The organism is Marvinbryantia formatexigens DSM 14469 (genome assembly GCF_025148285.1).
In the GTDB taxonomy this organism is placed as follows: domain Bacteria; phylum Bacillota; class Clostridia; order Lachnospirales; family Lachnospiraceae; genus Marvinbryantia; species Marvinbryantia formatexigens.
This window is the reverse complement of record NZ_CP102268.1, coordinates 4,417,282-4,436,845: the sequence shown is the minus strand read 5'-3', so window position 1 is coordinate 4,436,845 and position 19,564 is coordinate 4,417,282. Positions and strand designations below refer to the sequence as shown.

The window sequence follows — 19,564 nt, the reverse complement described above, 5'->3', positions numbered from 1 at the left end:
TGATATCGTTTGAGGAAAATGAGGAGGCTGTTTTAAATGAGATGCTGAATTATTTTAATGCAAAGGGGTATTTAATACCGTTCAATGCTTTTCCTGATGGGTCGGGCTGCAGCAGGGCGGTGGCTGTTGCCAGAAGAACTTGAAGTTGATGTTCGCTGCAGTGCGTCAGCAGACGAAGCAACTGCTTATATGTAGAATTATCGCTGTTTCCGTTTGGATAGACGTAATCATCTGCGGAAAGATTCAATAGCCGCATAGCTTTACAAAACAAGGGCAGGCTTGGAGTACCTTTGTGGCGTTCCAAATCTCCCAGATAAGTGAGAGATATGCCGAGCTTTTCCGCAAGTTCTTCCTGTGTCCAGTGCCGATCCATCCGGGCATTTTTTACCATTGTTGCAAAGAGTGTCTTGGGAATATCCATGTTTATTCACCTCCATAAATATAGTGTATTAACCCGTATTTGAAAAGTGAAAAGGGTGTGAGCTTAGTATTTTATGGGGGTTAAAACCTAGAAAGAGCATTCAAGTCCTTTTTCGGATTAAAAAAAACAAAATTCCGGAAAGGGTTATTTGAATACTCTTTTTCTGTTTCCGGGATTTTGCCGGAGCGCAGAGTGGTTTTAAGAAAGAAATATGAGCGGCAGTTATGCCGTTTGTCAGGTATACAGCTAAAAAAATCTTAATGATTGCCGCTCTGTCAAACACCCTTGTACCTATGGTAAAAACCTATATCAGAGCAGGGGTAATAATTGAATCAGTTATAAAGTGCGTCCGATGGGCTTCGTTAGCCTGTCCGGGCGCATTTTATATATATGAAAATTTTTTAAAAAATTTTCTTCCCGAACCGAACATCGGGCATCACCCATTCGGGACTATGGATGAAAGGGAGATAGAAACTTCATCCATGTGCTGGTGGAAGGGGAAGGAGGTGAACTCTTATGGGGAAATCTTCTTCCAATGATGAACTGACGATTCGGAATCAGTTTGACCGGATATGCAAGCTGGCGCTGAAAGGCGAGGCTGCTGACTATTATCGGCATATTACCTATCTGCAGAAACATGAAGTATTGTTTTCGGAGCTTTCGGAGAAGGAACTGGACAGTATTTTCACTGTGGACAGGTACAAAGTAGAAAACAAGTGTTTCCGGGTACTTGGATATGACATTGAAGTGAAAGACACATTACTTGCGGAGGCAATACAGTCGCTTTCTGAAAGCAAACAGAAGGTAGTGCTGCTGTCTTATTTCATGGATATGAGCGATGCGGAGATTGCAAGGGCAATGAATCTTGTGCGAAGCACAGTCCATGAGCATCGTAGACGCTCGCTGGAACTGATGAAAGAAATGATGGAGGAATATCAAAATGAGCAGGAAAAGTAAAAATGACGAAGCGTTTGATCTGCCTTCTTTCCAGACAATTAGGGCAGCTTCAAACGGGGACATTGGAGCAATCAATGCAGTGCTGAAACACTATGAAGGTTACATAGCGGTACTGTCTACCAGAAAGATGTATGACGAAAACAGACAGGTTCATTACTGTGTGGACGAAACATTGCGGAGACGGCTTGAAACAAAGTTAATCACTAAGATTTTAGCATTTGAAATTTAGCCCGGATTGAACAGCAGAAATATCCCTTTCTGTTTCTGCTGTTCATAACAGGGCAGGTGTACCTTGACAACTTCATATTTTATCCTGCAGGACGCAGAAAACAGTGGAGCTATGTGACAGATACGCCATGACTGCCTGTGTCCGGCACTTTGCGCGAGGATACTGTTTTCTGATAATGAGACTTCCGGAGATAAGCTGCTCCGGTCCGAGAGGATGGTGTGATACCAATGAGGCTGCGCCCGGCAGTCGCCTGCAGGAGATTTGGAGAAAACTGACAAAACAATCAAAGAGAGGATATAGAAGTGAAACAAAAAATAAATAAAAAAAGATTTGTTCGTTATAAAGAGGGGGCAGAATTGTATAGTATGTGTCAAAGAAAATTTGAGCAGATGGCAAAGGATGCGAATGCAGTTTATAAGTTGGATAAATTGGTTTTAGTAAATTGTGATATTTTTGAGGAATACTTAGAGACGTTTCATGTAAAAGGATAATATATGAAGAGATTTTGTAAAAGTATATTTTTGTAAGACGAAAACACTTGACTTTTCGTTGGACGGAAAGTATAATAGTCTTAGTTATGAACGGGAGGTGCATATGAATGGCAAAAATCGGGAGACCGAAAAAGGACTCTCCCAAATTGAAGTCAGTGACAATCAGGCTTTCAGATGATGAATACGAAAAATTCATAAAGTATGCTGCCAGTCATAACATGACCATGACACAGGCATTACTGAAAGGTATAGAACTTTTATACCAAAATTCGTGATGCTTGAAAGAAAGTACAAAATCTCTTTCCTTTACTTAGAAAGGAGTAGAGATGGCGAAAGCGAGAAAAGATAACAAAGGCAGGGCTTTAAGAAAAGGAGAAAGCCAGAGAACAGAAGATATGCGGTATGTGTATACCTATACCGATCCTTTTGGAAGAAGAAAGTACATTTATGCTACTGATTTGCGGACATTGCGGGAAAAAGAAAATCAATTACTGAAAGATCAACTGGACGGTTTGGATGTGTACGCTGCAGGAAATGCGGATCTGAATTTTGTGTTTGACAGATACATATCCACAAAGACAGATTTAAGAAAGACTACCTATACGAATTACAAGTATATGTATAATCATTTTGTCAGAGATGAATTTGGAAAACGTAAGATAGCAGAAATTAAGTATTCCGATGTGTTGTATTTTTACTATCATTTGATTAATGAGAAAAAACTGCAAATTAACACGCTTGAAACAATACATACGGTATTACATCCAACATTTCAGCTTGCGGTTAGAGATGATATTATCCGTACAAATCCCAGTGACGGGGTAATGGCGCAGATTAAAAAGAAACCGGGGCGGAATCACGGAGTCAGACACGCTTTAACGGTGGAGCAGCAGAGAGCATTTATGAATTATACTGCCAATAATCCGATATTTTGTCATTGGACGCCACTTTTTACTGTTCTTCTTGGAACAGGTGGCAGAATCGGAGAGATTATTGGTTTGAGGTGGCAAGATTTAGACTTTGAAAACAGAACTATCAGCATTAACCATAGTGTTGTATATTATGCACAGGAAGGTGCTAAGACGAGAAAAAGTGTTTTTCAAGTGTCGTTACCGAAAACCGAAGCAGGCATCCGTACAATACCTATGCTGGATGCTGTGTATGATGCTTTTAAAGAGGAATACGAAGTACAGAAGGAGAATGGGTTTAACAGTACCGAGATTGATGGGATGACAGGATTTGTGTTTTGCAATCGTTTTGGAAATGTACACAATCCACAGACAGTCAATAGAACCATCAAACGTATTTTAGAGAGCTATAATGCAGAGGAAGTCTTGAAGGCGAAAAAAGAGAAAAGGCAGCCGGTTATTTTACCGCACTTTTCGTGTCACCATTTGAGACATACGTTCTGCACAAGGTTCTGTGAGCAGGAGACTAATATTAAGGTGATTCAATCCATTATGAGACACGCTAATATTGAAACTACAATGGATATATACGCCGAGGTCACTGACATGAAAAAGGTAGAGTCAATGAAACATCTATCAGAGAAATACGATGTATTTTAGGAAAGAGTCCGATAGTCGGGCTTGTGCAACAAAAAAGAGTTTTTGCAACGAAAATGTAACAAATTTTGAAATGATAGTACATAATAATACTTGATGATGTGGTAATTCCCATTATCCGAAAAGGCTTAAATGCGGGATAATACGCAATAATGCGTTACCCTCTTGGGTATTCCCGGCATAAAATTCACAGAACCGTGGAGCGGCATATCTTCCGGCAGCAGACGATAGGCAGATTTTGCAGGATTTGCGAGCATAGCAGCATTCATTTTGTCCGACCAGCTTTCATGGAGGCAAAATGAATGCCAATAAGCGGCGCAGCAAATCCAAAAAATCAACGTGTCTGCCGCCGGAAGATATGCCGCTCCACGGTTCGTGAAACATATGCCGCCGGAAGATATGGTGCGTCCCGGTTCGTGAAGAAACCGCCGCCCGCCTTATGAAAGCTGCGAGAGCGGCAGCGACACCACAAAGATACTGCCTCTGCCGGGGGCGCTGTCCACGGAAACGCTTCCGTGATGGAGCTTCAGAATCCGGCTGACCAGGGAAAGCCCCAGTCCGTTTCCAGCAACAGAGTGCGAGGTATCCGCCTGGTAAAATTTATCAAAAATATATTTCTGCTTTTCCGGTTCAATCCCGATACCCTCATCGCGGATAGAGACATGTGCGGCGGTATCGTCCTTTGTAAGCGCGATAGCGATAGTGCTGCCCTCCGGGGAAAATTTAATAGCGTTGTCAATCAGATTTGTCCACACCTGAGTGAGCAGGGCTTCATTTCCCATCAGAATCAATTCCTCCATATCAAGCTGGAAAGTAATATTTTTCTGCGTCCATTTTGCCTCCAGCATCACCACGCACTGGCGGATCTGCTCGCTGAGATTGTAGCAGGTGAAATCAGTGAGCAGCGTCATGCTTTCCACCTTGGAAAGATTCAGCACATTCGTGGACAGCTCGGAGAGGCGCGCGGATTCCGAAATAATAATATCAAGGTATTCCTGCTGCTCTTCCTCCGTCAGATTGCCGCTTTTCATAAGCCGGGCAAAGCCGGAGATAGAGACGATCGGGGACTTAAATTCATGGGAAAAATTATTAATAAAATCAGAGCGCAGCATTTCGATGCCGGAGAGCTCGTCCGTCATCTGATTAAAGGATTTCGACAGCTCGCGGAATTCCCTTGGATGCTCGATATATATTTTTGTCTGGAAATTGCCCCGCGCCACCTCATGGATCGCCTGGATGAGCGTCTGGATGGGACGCAGGGGAAGATGTACGACAAAAAACGTCAGCACGGTGCCGACCACGATGCTGATAAAAGCATTCTGCAGCAGCATCGGGACGGGCGGCTCGCTGGGATGGAAGGGAAGCCATCCTTTGCGGATGAGAAAAAAGGTAATGATATTGCTGAGAAACATGGTAACGGTAAGCAGCAGAAAGACAATGACGGTGGTAATCAGCGTCATGCTCGTCATAAAGCCGGGTTTCTTTTTCATGGGGTGCCCTCCTTTAGCTGTGCTTTGTATCCGAGCCCGCGGATGGTGATAATGGAAAAATCCGGGGAATTTTCAAACCGCTTGCGCAGCCGGTTGATGTGGACGCTGATGGTGGCGTCGGTGGACTGCGTACATGGACCCCAGATTTCTTCCATTAACTGCAGGCGCGTAAAAATATGGTTCGGGAACGATAAAAGCTTATATAATAGAAAGAACTCTTTCTGCGGCAGAAGCTGCGTCTCTCCCCGGCACGATACAGTGAGAGAATCAAAATTGAGCGTTGTCGAACCGACGGTAAGCTGACGGTCGGAGGCAATCCGCGCACGGCGCAGCAGCGCCCCGATGCGCAGCAGCAGCTCCTCCTCATTGACCGGTTTTGTCATATAATCATCCGTTCCGGCAAGAAAGCCCTGCTTCAAGTCCTCCGGGAGCTGCTTTGCCGTGAGCATCAGGACAGGAAGGTCGTTTCGGCAGTCGCGCAGCAGCTTTGTAAATGCGTAGCCATCCATGCCGGGCATCATAACATCCAGCACAATCAGATCGATTCTTTTTTCTTCCATGATCTTCAGAGCGTCCTCCGCGCAGGCAGCCCCGATGGGACGATAGCCTGCGTTGGAGAGCACGGCGCACAAAAAACGGCGGATATTTTTATCGTCATCTACTACCAGTATCTGAAACATCGTATCACCTCATTTTCAATTATTATTCACAGTCTAACATGAAAATCTAAACCGAAGTTTAACTTTTGAGAAGTTTCACACAATTTTCAAAATCATATCGGTCCAGTTTAAATTCAGTTTAGGAAAAGCGGCTAGGATAGAAACCGGAATGCGCGGGTACGGCGGGAAACCGGCGCGCGCAAATTTATGGATGGAGGTTTTTGCTTTGATTGAGGTGAAGAATTTAACAAAGCAGTACGGGATTGCGAAGGCGGTGGATAATCTGTCCTTCACGGTGGAGCAGGGGCAGATTTACGGCTTTCTCGGACCGAACGGCGCGGGCAAATCCACGACGATGAATATTCTGACCGGCTATATCGCGCCCAGCACAGGCGAGGTGCTGATAAACGGGCACAATATTCTCGACGAGCCGGAGGCGGCGCGCAAATGCATTGGATATCTGCCGGAGATTCCGCCGGTTTATCCGGAAATGACGGTGGAGGAATATTTAAGCTTTGCGGCGGGACTGAAGAAGATTCCGAAAAAGGAGCAGGAGGAAATGATTTACGATGTCATGGAAATGACGGACATCACGACGATGAAAAGACGCCTGATACGGAATCTCTCCAAGGGCTACCGGCAGAGAACCGGGCTGGCGCAGGCGCTGCTCGGCTATCCGGAGATCATCATTCTGGATGAGCCGATGGTGGGACTGGACCCGAAGCAGATTATTGAGATACGCGAGTTGATCCGCGGTCTTGGAAAAAAACATACAGTTATTTTAAGCTCCCATATTCTTTCAGAAATCAGTGCAATCTGCGACCATATTATGATTATTTCGCACGGAAATCTGGTGGCGAGCGATACGCCGGACAATCTTGTGCATCTGATGAAGGGCTCCGAGGCGCTGGAGCTGACGGTGGAGGCGAAGGAAACGGATATCCGCAGAGCACTTGGCGGGATTGAGGGGATTCATTCCTGCGAGGTAAAGCCGTCGGATGAGGAGGACGCCTGCGATATTACCGTAAAAACAGCGGGCGGCACCGACCTGCGCAGAAAGCTTTTCTACCTTTTTGCGGAGCAGAAAATGCCGGTGCTGCGTATGCAGCAGACGCGCATTTCCCTGGAGGATGTCTTCCTGGAGCTGACGGATAATCCGGCGGCGGGCGTTCAGCAGAAAGAGGAGACGCCGAAGAAGAAGCGGCTGTTTGCCGGGAAGGGAGCGAAGAAAGAATGATTGCGATATTAAAAAAGGAAATAAAGGGCTATATGACCACGATGACCGGCTATGTGTTTATTGCCTTTATGCTGGTGGTGAGCGGTATTTATTTTACGGCGTATCATTTAAACGGCGCTTATCCGAAATTTGCCTATACACTGAATGCGGTACTGGTGGTGTTTCTGATTGCGGTGCCGATTCTGACCATGCGTATTCTGGCGGAGGAGCGCAAACAGAAGACGGACCAGCTTCTGCTGACGTCGCCGGTTTCCGTGACGGAAATCGTGGTTGGAAAATATCTGGCGCTGGTGTTTATTTTCCTGATCGTGGTGCTGGTGCTGGCGCTTTATCCGCTGATTCTGACGCAGTTTGGCAGTATTCCATACGGGGAGACATATGCGGCGCTCTTTGGCTTCTGGCTGATGGGCTGCAGCTTTCTGGCAATCGGTCTGTATATTTCCTCCGTGACGGAGAGTCAGGTCATCGCGGCGGTGCTGACCTTCCTGGCGCTGTTTGTCTGCTATCTGATGGACGGTATTGCCGGTTTCTTCCCGGAAACGGCGTCGGCATCTCTGCTCTTTCTGGCGGCGCTGGTGCTGGGAGCCGCTTTTCTGATTCAGTACTGGACGAAAAACAGGGTGATTGCGGGCATCTTTCTGATTGCGGGCGAGGCGGTGCTGGTGGTGCTGTACATGGTAAATTCTACCGCATTTGAGGGCATTATCCAGGATATCCTCGGCGTGTTTGATATTTCCGGACATTTTTCCGAATTTGCCAGCGGCATTTTTGATATAACGGGAGTGGTTTACTATTTATCGATTATCGGTGTATTTCTGTTTCTGACGGTGGAGTCGATTCAGAAGAGACGCTGGAGCTAGGAGGGGCAGTTTATGAAAATCAAATCAATCAAACTGGAAAAAGGGAGACGTCAGACAAAGCATGGCTCTTACAGTCTGATGCTCACAGCAATCGTCGTCGCAGCGGCGGTGGTCGTGAATCTGATTGTCTCGGAGCTCCCGTCAAAATATACGCAGATAGATCTGACGAGCGCGCAGCTCTCTGTGCTCACGGAGCAGAGCGAGGAGCTGCTGGATTCTCTCACGGAAGACATCACAATTTATTATGTGGTGCAGGATGAGAACCGCGATACGAACGTTTCCCGCCTGCTGGAGCGCTACGAGGGCGCTTCCGGACACATTAAGGTGGTGGAGAAGGACCCGGTGCGCTATCCGAAGTTCACCTCGCAGTACACCGACGAATCACTGACGGAGAACAGCGTCATCATAGAATGCGGCGGGCAGAGCAGAATTATTAATTATGAGGATATGTACGAGTCGGAATTTAACTATAATTATTATTCCTACGAGACTACCGGATTTGACGCGGAGGGGCAGATTACCAGCGCCATCGCGGCGCTCTCTTCGGGTAGCCTGCCGAAGATTTATACGCTGACAGGGCATAATGAGGCGACCGTGGGCACGTCTCTGCAAAGCTCGATTGAGAAGGAGAATGTGCAGACGGAGGAGCTGAATCTGATATCGGAGGAGCGTGTTCCGGAGGACGCTGACGCGGTTATGATTCTGTCGCCGCAGCAGGATCTGACGGATGCGGAGGCGCAGAAGCTTCTGAATTATCTGAGAACGGGCGGACGTGCGGTCATTGTGACGGATTACAGCACCGAGGAGATGCCGAATCTGGAATCGGTGCTGGAGTATTACGGAATGGAGAAAGCGGAGGGCGTGGTGCTGGAGAGCGATAACGGTCATTACGTCCAGGTGCCGTATTATCTGCTGCCGACGATTGAAAGCACGGAGGTATCGGAGGATCTGACCGGCGGCGGAAGTTACGTGCTGGTGGCAGCAGCGCAGGGACTGCAGCTCTCGGAGAATACGCGGGACGGACTTACCGTCACCAGCGTGCTGACTACCTCGGATAACTCGTATTCGAAAACAGATGTGGAGAACATGAAAACCTATGCGCAGGAGGACGGCGACATCGACGGACCGTTTTCCATCGGAGCGCTGGCGACGGAAACGGTAGAACTGACAGAGGAGCTTCTGGCGGAGACGGCGGAAGTATCGGAGGATGTGAGCCTGGATACCGTGCTGGATGGGCTGGAAATCGAAGAGGAGGAAGCGGATACAGATGCGGATTCCGGGACGGATGCAGAATCCGGGACGGACACGGCGTCTGACGATGCGGACGCAGAATCCAGTGCGGATACGGATTCTGAGACGGATACAGAAAGCGGCGCGGAGGATGAGGATGCGGAGGACGATACGGAAACCGCCGAGACGCGCATTGCAGTCTTTACGTCCTCCTCGCTTCTGGATGAGTCGGCAAATCAGATGGTGTCCGGCGGAAATTACCGTCTGTTTGTCAATACCATAAGCTGGCTCTGCGGAAATGAGACGACGGTATCCATTCCGGCGAAGAGTATGTCCACAGAGTATCTGACGGTCCCGGCGGCAAGCGCAAGCTTCTGGAGCATTCTGGTAATCGGTGTGATTCCGGGCGGATTTCTGATAGCGGGTCTGTACACCTGGCTGAGACGGAGACGGCAGTAGCCATACACTGTGGCAGAAAGGAGCACGGAATGAAAAGAAAAACAATTACCATGAGCGTCACAGTGCTGGCGCTCGCCGCTCTGGTGGGCGGATATATGGCACTGAAGGAGCATAATGAGCAGGCGGAGGAAGAGGAAGCGCTGCAGGCGGAGGGAGAGGTGATCTGGGAGACGGATACGGACAGTCTGACGGCGATATCGTTCTTTATCGGTGACGACCAGTACACCTTTGAGAAGGAGAGCGGCTCCTGGCAGCTTGCGGGGGATGAAACCTTTCCCGTGGATGAGGAGGTCCTGGAGGAGCTTTTTGCGGCGGTCACGCCGCTGAAAGCCCTGCGCACGCTGACCGATGTGGAGGATACCGCGGAGTACGGCATGGAGGACCCGCAGAATGTAATCACGCTGGATATGGAGGATGGCACGGAGCAGGTGCTGACCATCGGTGATAATAATGAGAGCACCGGCAACGATTATCTGATGCTGGCAGATTCGGACACCACCGTTTATACGGTCAGCTCCGATGTGCGGACAGCAATTTATGACGGTCTGTATGATTACGCCGTCAGCGAGGAGCTTCCGCCAATCACGCAGGATAACATTACCGGTATTACCTTTAACAGTGAGGATACATCCTACATGATTTATAAAGAGGAGGATACCTGGATGGCAGAGGGAGACGGTGTGAAGGACAGTGCGAATACAGATATTACCTCGGAGCTGGTGGCGCAGATTTCCGGCGTATATTATGTGGATTATCTGGAGCATGACTGCGAGGGCGAAGATCTGGCGCAGTACGGGCTGGAGGAGCCGTTCGCCACGCTGACGATTACCTATGAGGAGGATGATTCCGCCAAGAGCAAAACCATCAAAATCGGCAGTACGGACAGCGAGGGCAATTATTACACGCAGCTCTCCGGCTCCACCCAGGTACACACCATTGCACCCGGCATGGTAGAACCATTCCTGGAATATACGGCTGAAAAGATTGTGCAGACGGAGACGGATGCGGAGAGCGAAACCGCAGAGGACGCTTCTGAAGCAGAGACGGAAGCGGAGAGCAAAACCGCAGAGGACGCTTCTGAAGCAGAGACGGAAACAGAAAGTGAAGCTGCAGACGACGATTCTGAAGAAAAATCGGAAGCAGAAAGCGAAGCTGCGGACGTCGGGGAAACGGATGATGAGACTGCGGATGCCGGGGAGACGGAGAACGAAACAGACGAATAACAGAAAACCGATGGGGATATAGCGCGGACAAGAAGCCGGCGGGAGGAGATTTTTCTTCCGTCGGTTTTTTCCTGCGCCGCAGACAGTTACTTTGCAGCTTCCTGTGGCATAAATCCTCCGGTTTAGCAGAGTTTATCTTCCGTTAAGGTTTGTTCACAGAAAAGTTATTTCCTCATGACAGAGTGAACACATTTTCCAGCGATAATGTCTGATAGAATTTCAGAAAACAGAGGGAGGAAAGGAGAAGAAGCCAATGGATAAGGAAAAAAAGAAAAAAATTCTGATTATCTGTACGGTGGTGCTGGTGGTACTTATTCTGCTGAATACGGTGGTCGCCAGAATGCTGATGTCGGATACGGGCGCAGAGGAAGTGACCTACGACACATTCCTGGAGGAGCTGGAAAATGAGAATATTGACCGCGTGCAGGTGGAGAGCACCCGGATTTACTATACACTGAAGGAGGACAGCTCCGGCATGGTCTTTCCGGAAAGCCTTTTCGGCGGCGTTTTCCAGAACAGGCAGGAGAAATATTACTACACCGAGCGGATGTCGGACCCGAAGCTGGTGGACCGTCTGTATGAATCGGGCGCAGTATTCTCGCAGGTAAACCAGGAGAGCGGCGGGGTCTTCAGCACAATTCTAAGTCTGGTTTTAAGCGTGGGGCTGCCGGTGCTGCTGTATTTCCTTCTGATACGCTATTTTCTGAAGAAAATGGGAAACGGAAACAGCTTTATGAGCTTTGGAAAGTCAAACGCCAAGGTGTATGTGCAGTCCACGGACGGCGTATCGTTTGCGGAAGTAGCAGGCGAGGACGAGGCGAAGGAGGCGCTGATGGAGATTGTAAACTATCTGCATAATCCGGAGAAGTACCAGAAAATCGGTGCGAAGATGCCGAAGGGTGCGCTGCTTGTAGGACCGCCGGGTACCGGAAAAACCCTGCTGGCAAAGGCGGTGGCGGGCGAGGCGCGTGTGCCGTTTTTCTCGATATCCGGTTCGGAATTTGTCGAGCTGTTTGCCGGAATGGGCGCCGCCAAGGTGCGCGATCTGTTCAAACAGGCAGGGGAACGGGCGCCCTGTATCGTCTTTATCGATGAGATAGATACCGTAGGAAAGAAAAGAGACGCCCAGGGTTATTCCGGAAATGATGAGCGCGAGCAGACGCTTAATCAGCTCTTAACGGAAATGGATGGTTTTGATGCTTCCAAAGGCGTGGTAATCCTGGGCGCCTGCAACCGTCCGGACAGCCTTGACCCGGCGCTGCTCCGTCCCGGAAGATTCGATCGGAGGATTCCGGTGGAGCTGCCGGATTACATCGGCAGGGAGGAAATCCTCCGTGTCCATGCGAAAAAGGTGCGGATGGGCTCTGATGTCAATTTAAAGGAGATTGCCAAAGCCGCCTCCGGAGCTTCCGGCGCGGACCTTGCCAATATGATTAATGAGGCGGCTCTGCGCGCCGTCCGCGAGGGAAGGGAGTATGTGACGCAGGAGGACATGGAGGAAAGCATCGAGACGGTTCTGGTCGGGTACAAAAAGAAAAACGGCATTCTTTCCGAGAAGGAAAAAATGATTGTCGCGTACCACGAAATCGGTCACGCCATCGTGGCGGCGAAGCAGAGTCAGTCGGCTCCGGTTACAAAGATTACGATTATTCCGCGTACCTCCGGCGCGCTGGGCTTCACCATGCAGACGGAGGAGAAGGAGCATTATCTGATGGGCAAACAGGAGCTCCTGGAGAAGATTTCCGTGCTTGCAGGCGGCAGGGCGGCAGAGGAGCTGGTGTTTAAAGAAATTACCACCGGCGCCGCCAACGACATCGAGCAGGCGACAAAGCTGGCGAGAGCAATGATTTCCAGATACGGCATGTCGGAGGATTTCGGAATGGTGGCAATGGAGCGGGTGGAAAACGTATACCTTGGCGGGGATACCTCGCTGAACTGCTCCGACGCGCTGGCGGAGGAAATAGACCGGCAGGTGATTGCGCTGGTAAAGAGCAGGCAGGAGCGTGCAAAGGAGATTCTTCAGGAGAATATACAGAAGCTGCATGAGCTTGCGGAATATCTGTACCGCGAAGAAACGATAAGCGGAGAATTATTTATGAAAATGCTGGAAGGGAGAACAGAAAATGGAGAATAATTATTATGAGAACAGGGAACCGCAGCAGGTTCCGCAGTATGAAGAACCGGAAAACAGGAAAACAAACGGGCACGGAAAGCATTCGCAGACGGTGGGAATCCTGGCTGCCGCGGCGCTGATTGCGCTGGCATGCGGTTATGCGGGCTCCTGGGCAGCCAGCCAGAACGCCGGGAAGGTGGTCATCCAGAAGGTGACAGGCAGCTCCGGCACCGGAAGCAGCGACGGGGAAGAGATGTCCGCGACGGACGTTGCGGCGGCTATCAGCCCGACGGTCGTTTCCATCGCGACCGAGCAGATTCAGTACAATCAGTTCTGGTACGGCGCGCAGGTATCCAGCGGCGCGGGAAGCGGCGTCATCATCAGTGAGGATGGCTATATCCTCACCTGCGCACATGTTGTCTCCGGCGCGGATTCCATCGCGGTGACGGACTACGAGGGCAACGAATATCAGGCGCAGCTCGTGGGAAGCTATGAGACGGGCGACATTGCCGTCATTAAAATTGATGCGCAGGGGCTGCAGGCGGCTACGCTGGGGGACAGCGACCAGGTGAAGCTGGCGGAGACGGTATATGCAGTCGGAAATCCGGGCGGAACGCTTGGCGGCAGCATTACGGACGGTATTATCAGCGCAACAGAGCGTACCATCACGGTAGCTCTGGACAGCAGCAGTCAGAGCTACGGATTTGGCTCTGTGAGAAATGCTGTTTCGCTGGATGTGCTCCAGACAAGCACGGCGGTCAGCCCCGGAAATTCAGGCGGCGGGCTCTTTAACAGCAGCGGCGAGCTGATTGGCATTGTCAACGCAAAGGGTTCCGGCGACAGCCAGGAGGGCATCGGTTTTGCCATCCCGATTAACACAGCGCAGGAAATCGCCACCGGGCTGATTAACGACGGATATTATACCGGAGATACACTGACAGAGAGCGAGAATGACGCTGTTATGAACATTACTGTATCCGAAATCGGCAGTGAGCAGGCGCAGCTTGCCGGTGTGGAAGCCGGACTTTACGTGCGGTCTGTGGAGGAAGGCGGCGCGTCCGACGGTCTGCTGGAGGCGGGCGACCGTATTATCAGCGTGGAGGACACGGTAATCAAAACGGTAAAGCAGCTCTCCAACGTCCTTGCAAAATATGAGCCGGGTGAGACCGTCAGCGTGTCTGTAGAGCGAAACGGAAAGATGATAACTACGGATATCACGCTGGCGCAAAACCAGAACCAGACAGAGAGCAGCGAGGAGACGGAATAAAGTACCTGAAATGGTATATAGATTATTAGGTGGATTTATGATAACATAATAGTGAAAGGGAAAGTGAGGTGCGGCGTATGTGCAATTTGAGTAAAGGTGTAGAGGAAAAAGGAATTGAGATTGGCACATTAAGGGCTATACAAAATTTAATGGAAACATTAAAAATGACGGCAGAGCAGGCGATGGCGGCACTTAAAATCCCGGATTCAGAAAAGGGTAAATATTCCAATCTGTTGAAAAAATGAAAAGTTGGAAGCTCCTCGGTTATTTTGTGTAACCGGGGAGATTTTTTGTTGTTAGGCATTAGGAGAGAGATGCCGGCGGCATTTAAACGGGCGATCCGCATTGTGATGGTTGTTTTTGTGATTATGTGGGCGCTTTCTTACACGGCGGATGGAAATCTTTCGGGGAGCGTCCTGCGGTTCTGACAAAACCGGAAGCGCTGGCGTTTATCTTTGCATTTTATTTTAATATGCCATGCCTTATGACAATGAGCGCGACTGCACATGAAACCCGCTCCCTGAAATGGACGCTGCGCGTGGCGGGCTATTATATCATTGTGTCACTGGGTCTTGCGGCGGTCGCTTACCATGTTGGCTGTCTGATTTTTTGAGACGCGCCGGCTGACAATCTGAAACGTAAAGTAAAAGATAATTCCTTTTGCTACGGAGGTGAGTGTCAGCGCCCACCAGATACCGGAGAGACCAAGGCTGGTGAGGGAGAGCAGCAGGGCAAGCGGGATGCGCGCACCGGTGAAAAGGATACTGATCGCACTGCAGAGCGTGGTTTTTCCAAGACCGGAGAGTGCGCCGACCGTCATCAGCTCGACGCTCATAAAAACCTCGCTGAATCCGATGATAGTCAGATAATTTGTTGAAGTTTCGATGACTTCCGGTTCGTAGAAAAACAGGCGCGAGATAGAGCGGGGCAGCAGGAGAAAGGCGGCTGTGATGAGAAGCCCCCAGACAACAAGCGCCCGCATGGAGATGCGGTAGCCTTCACGGATACGCTGTACTTTCTTTGCACCAAAATTTTGTGCGACAAAAGCATTCAGGGCAGCGCCAAACCCGTCCGCAGTGTTCCATGAGAGAGATTCAATCTGCCCGCCGACTCTCTGAGTAGCGATTGCGCCGGGACCGAAAGCAGAGACCATGCGCGTCAGAATCATGGAAATGATGCAGTAGGCGGCAGACTGCAGGGCAGAGGGAATGCCGATCCGGCTGATATTCCGGTAGCAGCTTCCGGAAACACGCTTGAAAATGCGCACAGTTTTCAGAAGATTGCCCTCCGGTGCGGCGCGCAGAATTTCCACTAAGAGAACGGTGAGAACAATCACCTGTGCCGAGACGGTGGCGATGGCGGCGCCGGCGGCTTCCAGCCGGGGAAAGGGACCAACGCCCAGAATCAGCAGAGGATCGAGAATCATATTTGAGATCAATCCGACCAGATTCGCCTTGAAGGGCGTCCGTGAATCACCCTGCGCTGTGTAAAGTCCGGTGAGCGTCTGGGTTAAGAAACTGAAAATAATCAATCCGCAGGTGATAGTCGTGTAAATCTGTGCTGCTTCATAGGTTTCTGCATCATTCATCTGAAAAAAGGAAAGAAGAGGATGCAGAAAGAGCAGGCAGGCACCGCCGTAGAGAACTCCAAGGAGAATGGTAAGCTGCAGAGAAGCAGCCGCGTAGTCGCGCGCCTCCTGCAGGCGTCCGCTGCCGCAGCACTGTGCCATATTTACCTGCCCGCCCATGCGCGGAAACAGAACGACTCCCTGGGAGAGCCAGACGAACATGCCTCCGACGCCAATACCGGCGACGGCTTTCGAACCGAGCATTCCGGTCCACGCCATGTCGGTGATATTGTAGGCGGTGGCGAGAAACGAGGATGCCATGATTGGCATGGCAAGTGCAGCGAGTGTTCTGAAAATGGGACCGGAGGTTAAATCCAGTGAACGCTTTTTATTCATAATGTACCTTTCTGCTTCAATCTGATTATGTAAACATTTTGTGTTAAACGAATTCTGCCGGGCAGCCTTAAAAGAGGCCGCCTGTCTGATTATAACAGAGCCGGAAGAAAATTCAATATCCATTATCAATCCGATATCTTTTCGTATTTCATCATAATAATCAATGGAAAGCTGCTTTTGATTGATACGGCAGCCTTTTTCTGCTATGATGGGTGGTAGAAAAAAGGACTGCCGGACAGTTTACAAAAATGTCCGGGAAGGTATGGATAAGAGCCGGCATACGAAAAAAGATGAAACAAGGGGGAGAGACAGCATGGAACGATGCAGGTGGTGCCTGTGCAATGAAAAAATGATAAAATACCACGATGAGGAATGGGGGATGCCGCTGCATGATGACAGGAAGCAGTTTGAGTTTCTGATGATGGAAGCCATGCAGTGCGGGCTGAACTGGAATATGATGATCCAGAAGCGGGAAATATTCCGAACATGCTTTGACGGGTTTGATTATGAAAAGGTAGCCGCCTATCAGGAGGCGGATATTCGGAGAATTATGGAAACCGAAGGGATGATACGGTCCAGGAGAAAGATCGAGGCGGTTATTCATAATGCGGTATGTTTCCTGAAAATCCGGGAAGAGTTCGGTACGTTCAGTGAGTATCTGTGGAAGTTTTCAGAGGGAAAAACCATACAGTACATGGGACACCAGAAAGGAAATCTGCCTGCCAGAAACGGACTGTCGGACATGGTCAGTAAAGATCTGAAAAAGCGTGGGTTTAAATATCTCGGCTCTGTTACGGTGTATTCTCATTTGCAGGCTTGCGGAATCATCAATGACCATGCAGAAAGCTGTTTTCGCTATAAGGAAGTGACGGCAGGTGTTCCGGTAGTCCGCAAGCGCCGTGATAAGGAAGCGTGATGGGCAGACATTGTGTCCAGGGGGCGGATTGAAGGGGCAAGGAAATCCGGTATTGTATGGGAAATTCCCTGAAAATAGTGCTTGACAAAGAGTATATACTGTATATAATGATATATATACAGTATATACTCTTTTGCTGTATAAAAGAACAGAATACCCTGGGGAAACCATATGAGCAGAGGGCAGACGGATGAGAATGCGTTTGTCGCAAAGCTTAATAATCTTTAGAAAGGAGCCATAGATGAAAGTTGTACTTTCAAACCAATCTGAACTTCCCATATATGCGCAGATACGGGAGCAGATAAAGGAACAGATTTCAAATGGACAGATTGCGGAGGGCACCCTGCTTCCGTCTATCCGCCAGCTTGCAAAAGATCTGGGGATCAGTGTGATCACCACAACGCGCGCTTACCGGGAACTGGAGAGCGGGGGCTATATCGCCTCAGTACAGGGAAAAGGAAGCATTGTGCTAAAGCGTGATAACAAGGTCATCCGGGAGCAGTACCGCTGTCAGATGGAGGAGCATCTGGACGCAGCGATTGAAGCATCGAAGAAGCTGGATATGACGGATGAGGAGCTTGTGGAGGCGCTGCAGGTTCTGCAGAAGCAGCACAGGCGCTGACAACGAAATGGGCAGAGCAGCACAGACGCTGACAACGAAATGGGCAGAGCAGCACAGACGCTGACAACGAAATGAGCAGAGCAGCACAGACGCTGACAACGAAATGGGCAGAGCAGCATAGGCGCTGACAGCCGGAATGAACGAAGCATCGCAGGCGCTGACAACCGGAATGAATGAAGCATCGCAGCCGTAATGTGCGGAAATGGTGCAGGCATCCGCCGGGGCGAATGAAGCGGCTGCGTCTGTGCAGAAACAGGAACAGAAAGGAAAACAGGAATATGGATGCATTGGAAGTAAAAGGACTGCAAAAAGAATATAAAGATTTTACGCTTTCCGATATCAGCTTTTCGATTCCGAAGGGCTACATTATGGGTTATGTCGGACAGAACGGTTCCGGAAAGACCACGACGTTAAGTCTGATATCCCATTTGATCAGAGCCGACGGCGGAACGTGCGTGATAGACGGGCTGCGCTACGAGGAGCAGCCGATTGCGTACAGGGCGGCGATCGGCTTTGTGGGCGACAGCGACGGGCTTCTGCCGGATTTTACGGTAAAGAATATCCGCTCCATCTGCCGCGACTTTTATCCCACCTTCCGGGAGCAGGAATTTAACGATTACATGAAAAAGTGGAAACTGCCGGAGAAGAAGAAAATCAAAGAATTTTCGCGCGGTATGCGCGTGAAGCTGATGTTCGCCATAGCGCTTGCGCGCGATACAAGAGTTCTGATTCTGGATGAGGCGACGAACGGACTGGATCCGGTGGTGCGGCAGGAAATTCTGGAAATCCTGCAGGACTACATCAGCGACGGCGAGCACAGCGTCCTCTTTTCCACACATATTTTAAGTGACCTGGAGCAGATCGCGGATTATATTTTCTTTATAAATGGCGGAAAAAAGATTTTCTGCGAAACCAAGGAGGATCTGCAGGAGGAATGGATGCTGGTAAAGGGCGGACCTGGGGATCTGGATGCACGCGCGCGCAAATGTCTGGTGGGCATAAAGGAGAGCGGCGTGGGCTTTGAGGCGATCGTCCGCAGCGACGATGCGGCGTGTCTGCCGCCGGGCTGCCTGCTGGAAAAACCGCTGATCGACCAGATTATTGTGCATATGATTCAGGATATGGAGGGAAAATCATGAGAATTCTCAAATGTGTGCAGCTGGATATTTTAAAATCAAACGGTATTTTTAAGTTTCTGCCGTTTTTCATGGCATTAAGCCTGGTTCTTTCCTTTATGGCAACGGATAAGCCGATGTACTGGGGGATTTTATATATGATTTTCGGCGGAATGGCGGTTGTGTCAACTCCGTTCTTTTCCGCGAACAATATATCGGAGATATTTGTCAATATGCTGCCGGCTTCCGTGGCGGACCGGGTATTCGGACGGTATCTGTTCGGCGTGCTGGTGCTGGCGGCGACCGCGGTGATGGGAGTAGCCGTCGAGCTTATCCGCATGACGGTTTCCGGGATATATGCAATGGAAGGAGTCGGGGTATTCACGGGAATCGTTTTTGGTGTTGCGCTGATTTTGACGTCGCTGGAATTTCTGATACTGTATTTTGTAAAAATCAAAAACGGATCATTGCTCAGCCTGGTGCGTATGGTTCCGGCGTCTATCGTGTTTTTCGGCATCAGCGCTCTGATGGAGACGAGCGGCGATGGAACATGGATAGCAGAACTGGCGCAGTGGATAGCGGGACATCTGACGATACTGGCACTGGCGGCTCTCGCGGCAGGCGTGCTGCTTACGGTAATCTGCGCCGCAGCCTCCTGGCTTCATGAAAAAGAAAAATATTGACATTTTATGCGTATATCGTAAAATAAGTATGAAAGCAGCGGCGGCATCTGCCGCCAAAGAAAGC

The 19,564-nt window shown here is 49.7% G+C and carries 21 protein-coding genes; 17 read left to right on the top strand and 4 right to left on the bottom strand.

Annotation, left to right across the window (positions count from 1 at the left end; genetic code table 11):
* Positions 1 to 49: 49 nt before the first annotated feature.
* Positions 50 to 421 (bottom strand): helix-turn-helix domain-containing protein, encoded by a 372-nt coding sequence (locus NQ534_RS20735; protein WP_006861751.1) that lies wholly within the window; start codon positions 419 to 421, stop codon positions 50 to 52.
* Positions 422 to 937: 516 nt separating this feature from the next.
* Here NQ534_RS20735 and NQ534_RS20730 point away from each other — a divergent pair.
* From NQ534_RS20730 to NQ534_RS20710, 5 genes are all read left to right on the top strand, one after another.
* On the top strand, positions 938 to 1,378 hold the full coding sequence (locus NQ534_RS20730) for a sigma-70 family RNA polymerase sigma factor (protein ID WP_006861754.1): 441 nt from the start codon (positions 938 to 940) through the stop codon (positions 1,376 to 1,378).
* Entirely contained in the window at positions 1,362 to 1,607 is a 246-nt protein-coding gene (locus NQ534_RS20725; protein WP_006861755.1) for a helix-turn-helix domain-containing protein, read from the top strand. The genes NQ534_RS20730 and NQ534_RS20725 overlap by 17 nt, the downstream gene beginning before the upstream one ends.
* A 302-nt stretch (positions 1,608 to 1,909) precedes the next feature.
* A complete protein-coding gene (locus tag NQ534_RS20720) occupies positions 1,910 to 2,098 on the top strand; it encodes a DUF6462 family protein (RefSeq protein WP_006861757.1) in 189 nt (62 codons plus the stop codon).
* A gap of 107 nt (positions 2,099 to 2,205) precedes the next feature.
* The gene (locus NQ534_RS20715; RefSeq protein ID WP_006861758.1) at positions 2,206 to 2,373 is read left to right on the top strand and encodes a YlcI/YnfO family protein; all 168 of its coding nucleotides are present in this window, start codon (positions 2,206 to 2,208) and stop codon (positions 2,371 to 2,373) included.
* A 51-nt stretch (positions 2,374 to 2,424) separates the two neighbouring features.
* Positions 2,425 to 3,666: a tyrosine-type recombinase/integrase gene (locus NQ534_RS20710; RefSeq protein WP_006861759.1), complete on the top strand. Its 1,242-nt coding sequence runs from the start codon at positions 2,425 to 2,427 to the stop codon at positions 3,664 to 3,666.
* A gap of 434 nt (positions 3,667 to 4,100) precedes the next feature.
* On the opposite strand, the gene NQ534_RS20705 is transcribed toward NQ534_RS20710, so the two are convergent.
* Together NQ534_RS20705 and NQ534_RS20700 are read right to left on the bottom strand one after the other, a co-directional pair.
* Positions 4,101 to 5,153 carry a HAMP domain-containing sensor histidine kinase gene (locus NQ534_RS20705; RefSeq protein ID WP_006861762.1) on the bottom strand — a complete coding sequence of 351 codons (1,053 nt, stop codon included), beginning with the start codon at positions 5,151 to 5,153 and terminating at the stop codon, positions 4,101 to 4,103.
* Positions 5,150 to 5,833, bottom strand: coding sequence for a response regulator transcription factor (locus NQ534_RS20700; protein WP_006861763.1), 684 nt, complete (start codon positions 5,831 to 5,833; stop codon positions 5,150 to 5,152). The genes NQ534_RS20705 and NQ534_RS20700 overlap by 4 nt, the downstream gene beginning before the upstream one ends.
* 205 nt (positions 5,834 to 6,038) lie before the next feature.
* On the opposite strand from NQ534_RS20700, the gene NQ534_RS20695 reads away from it, so the two are divergent.
* The 8 genes from NQ534_RS20695 to NQ534_RS20660 all read left to right on the top strand — a co-directional run bounded on the left by NQ534_RS20695 (position 6,039) and on the right by NQ534_RS20660 (position 14,629).
* Positions 6,039 to 7,049 carry an ABC transporter ATP-binding protein gene (locus NQ534_RS20695; RefSeq protein WP_050778306.1) on the top strand — a complete coding sequence of 337 codons (1,011 nt, stop codon included), beginning with the start codon at positions 6,039 to 6,041 and terminating at the stop codon, positions 7,047 to 7,049.
* Positions 7,046 to 7,909, top strand: a complete 864-nt coding sequence (locus NQ534_RS20690; protein WP_006861765.1) for an ABC transporter permease subunit — start codon at positions 7,046 to 7,048, stop codon at positions 7,907 to 7,909. Before NQ534_RS20695 ends, NQ534_RS20690 begins: the two co-directional genes overlap by 4 nt.
* A gap of 12 nt (positions 7,910 to 7,921) precedes the next feature.
* The gene (locus tag NQ534_RS20685; RefSeq protein ID WP_006861766.1) at positions 7,922 to 9,598 is read left to right on the top strand and encodes a GldG family protein; all 1,677 of its coding nucleotides are present in this window, start codon (positions 7,922 to 7,924) and stop codon (positions 9,596 to 9,598) included.
* Between the two features lie 29 nt (positions 9,599 to 9,627).
* Positions 9,628 to 10,821, top strand: a complete 1,194-nt coding sequence (locus NQ534_RS20680; protein WP_006861767.1) for a DUF4340 domain-containing protein — start codon at positions 9,628 to 9,630, stop codon at positions 10,819 to 10,821.
* 253 nt (positions 10,822 to 11,074) lie between these two features.
* Positions 11,075 to 12,955 (top strand): ATP-dependent zinc metalloprotease FtsH, encoded by a 1,881-nt coding sequence (gene ftsH / locus NQ534_RS20675; protein WP_006861768.1) that lies wholly within the window; start codon positions 11,075 to 11,077, stop codon positions 12,953 to 12,955.
* Entirely contained in the window at positions 12,945 to 14,201 is a 1,257-nt protein-coding gene (locus tag NQ534_RS20670; RefSeq protein WP_006861769.1) for a S1C family serine protease, read from the top strand. Before ftsH ends, NQ534_RS20670 begins: the two co-directional genes overlap by 11 nt.
* Before the next feature lie 77 nt (positions 14,202 to 14,278).
* On the top strand, positions 14,279 to 14,446 hold the full coding sequence (locus NQ534_RS20665) for a hypothetical protein (protein WP_006861770.1): 168 nt from the start codon (positions 14,279 to 14,281) through the stop codon (positions 14,444 to 14,446).
* Between the two features lie 48 nt (positions 14,447 to 14,494).
* A complete protein-coding gene (locus NQ534_RS20660; protein WP_260042903.1) occupies positions 14,495 to 14,629 on the top strand; it encodes a hypothetical protein in 135 nt (44 codons plus the stop codon).
* A 134-nt stretch (positions 14,630 to 14,763) separates the two neighbouring features.
* On the opposite strand, the gene NQ534_RS20655 is transcribed toward NQ534_RS20660, so the two are convergent.
* Positions 14,764 to 16,164, bottom strand: a complete 1,401-nt coding sequence (locus NQ534_RS20655) for an MATE family efflux transporter (protein WP_050778307.1) — start codon at positions 16,162 to 16,164, stop codon at positions 14,764 to 14,766.
* A gap of 313 nt (positions 16,165 to 16,477) precedes the next feature.
* Here NQ534_RS20655 and NQ534_RS20650 point away from each other — a divergent pair, with 313 nt between their 5' ends.
* The 4 genes from NQ534_RS20650 (at position 16,478) to NQ534_RS20635 (ending at position 19,500) form a co-directional block, all read left to right on the top strand.
* Positions 16,478 to 17,080: a DNA-3-methyladenine glycosylase I gene (locus NQ534_RS20650; protein WP_040783130.1), complete on the top strand. Its 603-nt coding sequence runs from the start codon at positions 16,478 to 16,480 to the stop codon at positions 17,078 to 17,080.
* 241 nt (positions 17,081 to 17,321) lie between these two features.
* Positions 17,322 to 17,702: a GntR family transcriptional regulator gene (locus tag NQ534_RS20645; protein ID WP_006861774.1), complete on the top strand. Its 381-nt coding sequence runs from the start codon at positions 17,322 to 17,324 to the stop codon at positions 17,700 to 17,702.
* Positions 17,703 to 17,980: 278 nt separating this feature from the next.
* Positions 17,981 to 18,841, top strand: a complete 861-nt coding sequence (locus NQ534_RS20640; protein ID WP_040783132.1) for an ABC transporter ATP-binding protein — start codon at positions 17,981 to 17,983, stop codon at positions 18,839 to 18,841.
* The gene (locus NQ534_RS20635) at positions 18,838 to 19,500 is read left to right on the top strand and encodes an ABC-2 transporter permease (protein WP_006861776.1); all 663 of its coding nucleotides are present in this window, start codon (positions 18,838 to 18,840) and stop codon (positions 19,498 to 19,500) included. Before NQ534_RS20640 ends, NQ534_RS20635 begins: the two co-directional genes overlap by 4 nt.
* Positions 19,501 to 19,564: the final 64 nt, after the last annotated feature.

Bases quoted from the DNA above. Each gene is read 5' to 3' on its own strand.
- NQ534_RS20705 (WP_006861762.1), bottom strand. From the start codon at position 5,153: ATGAAAAAGAAACCCGGCTTTATGACGAGCATGACGCTGATTACCACC.
- NQ534_RS20655 (WP_050778307.1), bottom strand. From the start codon at position 16,164: ATGAATAAAAAGCGTTCACTGGATTTAACCTCCGGTCCCATTTTCAGA.
- NQ534_RS20640 (WP_040783132.1), top strand. From the start codon at position 17,981: ATGGATGCATTGGAAGTAAAAGGACTGCAAAAAGAATATAAAGATTTT.
- NQ534_RS20715 (WP_006861758.1), top strand. From the start codon at position 2,206: ATGGCAAAAATCGGGAGACCGAAAAAGGACTCTCCCAAATTGAAGTCA.
- NQ534_RS20635 (WP_006861776.1), top strand. From the start codon at position 18,838: ATGAGAATTCTCAAATGTGTGCAGCTGGATATTTTAAAATCAAACGGT.
- NQ534_RS20665 (WP_006861770.1), top strand. From the start codon at position 14,279: ATGTGCAATTTGAGTAAAGGTGTAGAGGAAAAAGGAATTGAGATTGGC.
- NQ534_RS20700 (WP_006861763.1), bottom strand. From the start codon at position 5,833: ATGTTTCAGATACTGGTAGTAGATGACGATAAAAATATCCGCCGTTTT.
- NQ534_RS20730 (WP_006861754.1), top strand. From the start codon at position 938: ATGGGGAAATCTTCTTCCAATGATGAACTGACGATTCGGAATCAGTTT.
- NQ534_RS20710 (WP_006861759.1), top strand. From the start codon at position 2,425: ATGGCGAAAGCGAGAAAAGATAACAAAGGCAGGGCTTTAAGAAAAGGA.
- NQ534_RS20645 (WP_006861774.1), top strand. From the start codon at position 17,322: ATGAAAGTTGTACTTTCAAACCAATCTGAACTTCCCATATATGCGCAG.
- NQ534_RS20680 (WP_006861767.1), top strand. From the start codon at position 9,628: ATGAAAAGAAAAACAATTACCATGAGCGTCACAGTGCTGGCGCTCGCC.
- ftsH (WP_006861768.1), top strand. From the start codon at position 11,075: ATGGATAAGGAAAAAAAGAAAAAAATTCTGATTATCTGTACGGTGGTG.
- NQ534_RS20690 (WP_006861765.1), top strand. From the start codon at position 7,046: ATGATTGCGATATTAAAAAAGGAAATAAAGGGCTATATGACCACGATG.
- NQ534_RS20735 (WP_006861751.1), bottom strand. From the start codon at position 421: ATGGATATTCCCAAGACACTCTTTGCAACAATGGTAAAAAATGCCCGG.
- NQ534_RS20725 (WP_006861755.1), top strand. From the start codon at position 1,362: ATGAGCAGGAAAAGTAAAAATGACGAAGCGTTTGATCTGCCTTCTTTC.
- NQ534_RS20685 (WP_006861766.1), top strand. From the start codon at position 7,922: ATGAAAATCAAATCAATCAAACTGGAAAAAGGGAGACGTCAGACAAAG.
- NQ534_RS20650 (WP_040783130.1), top strand. From the start codon at position 16,478: ATGGAACGATGCAGGTGGTGCCTGTGCAATGAAAAAATGATAAAATAC.
- NQ534_RS20670 (WP_006861769.1), top strand. From the start codon at position 12,945: ATGGAGAATAATTATTATGAGAACAGGGAACCGCAGCAGGTTCCGCAG.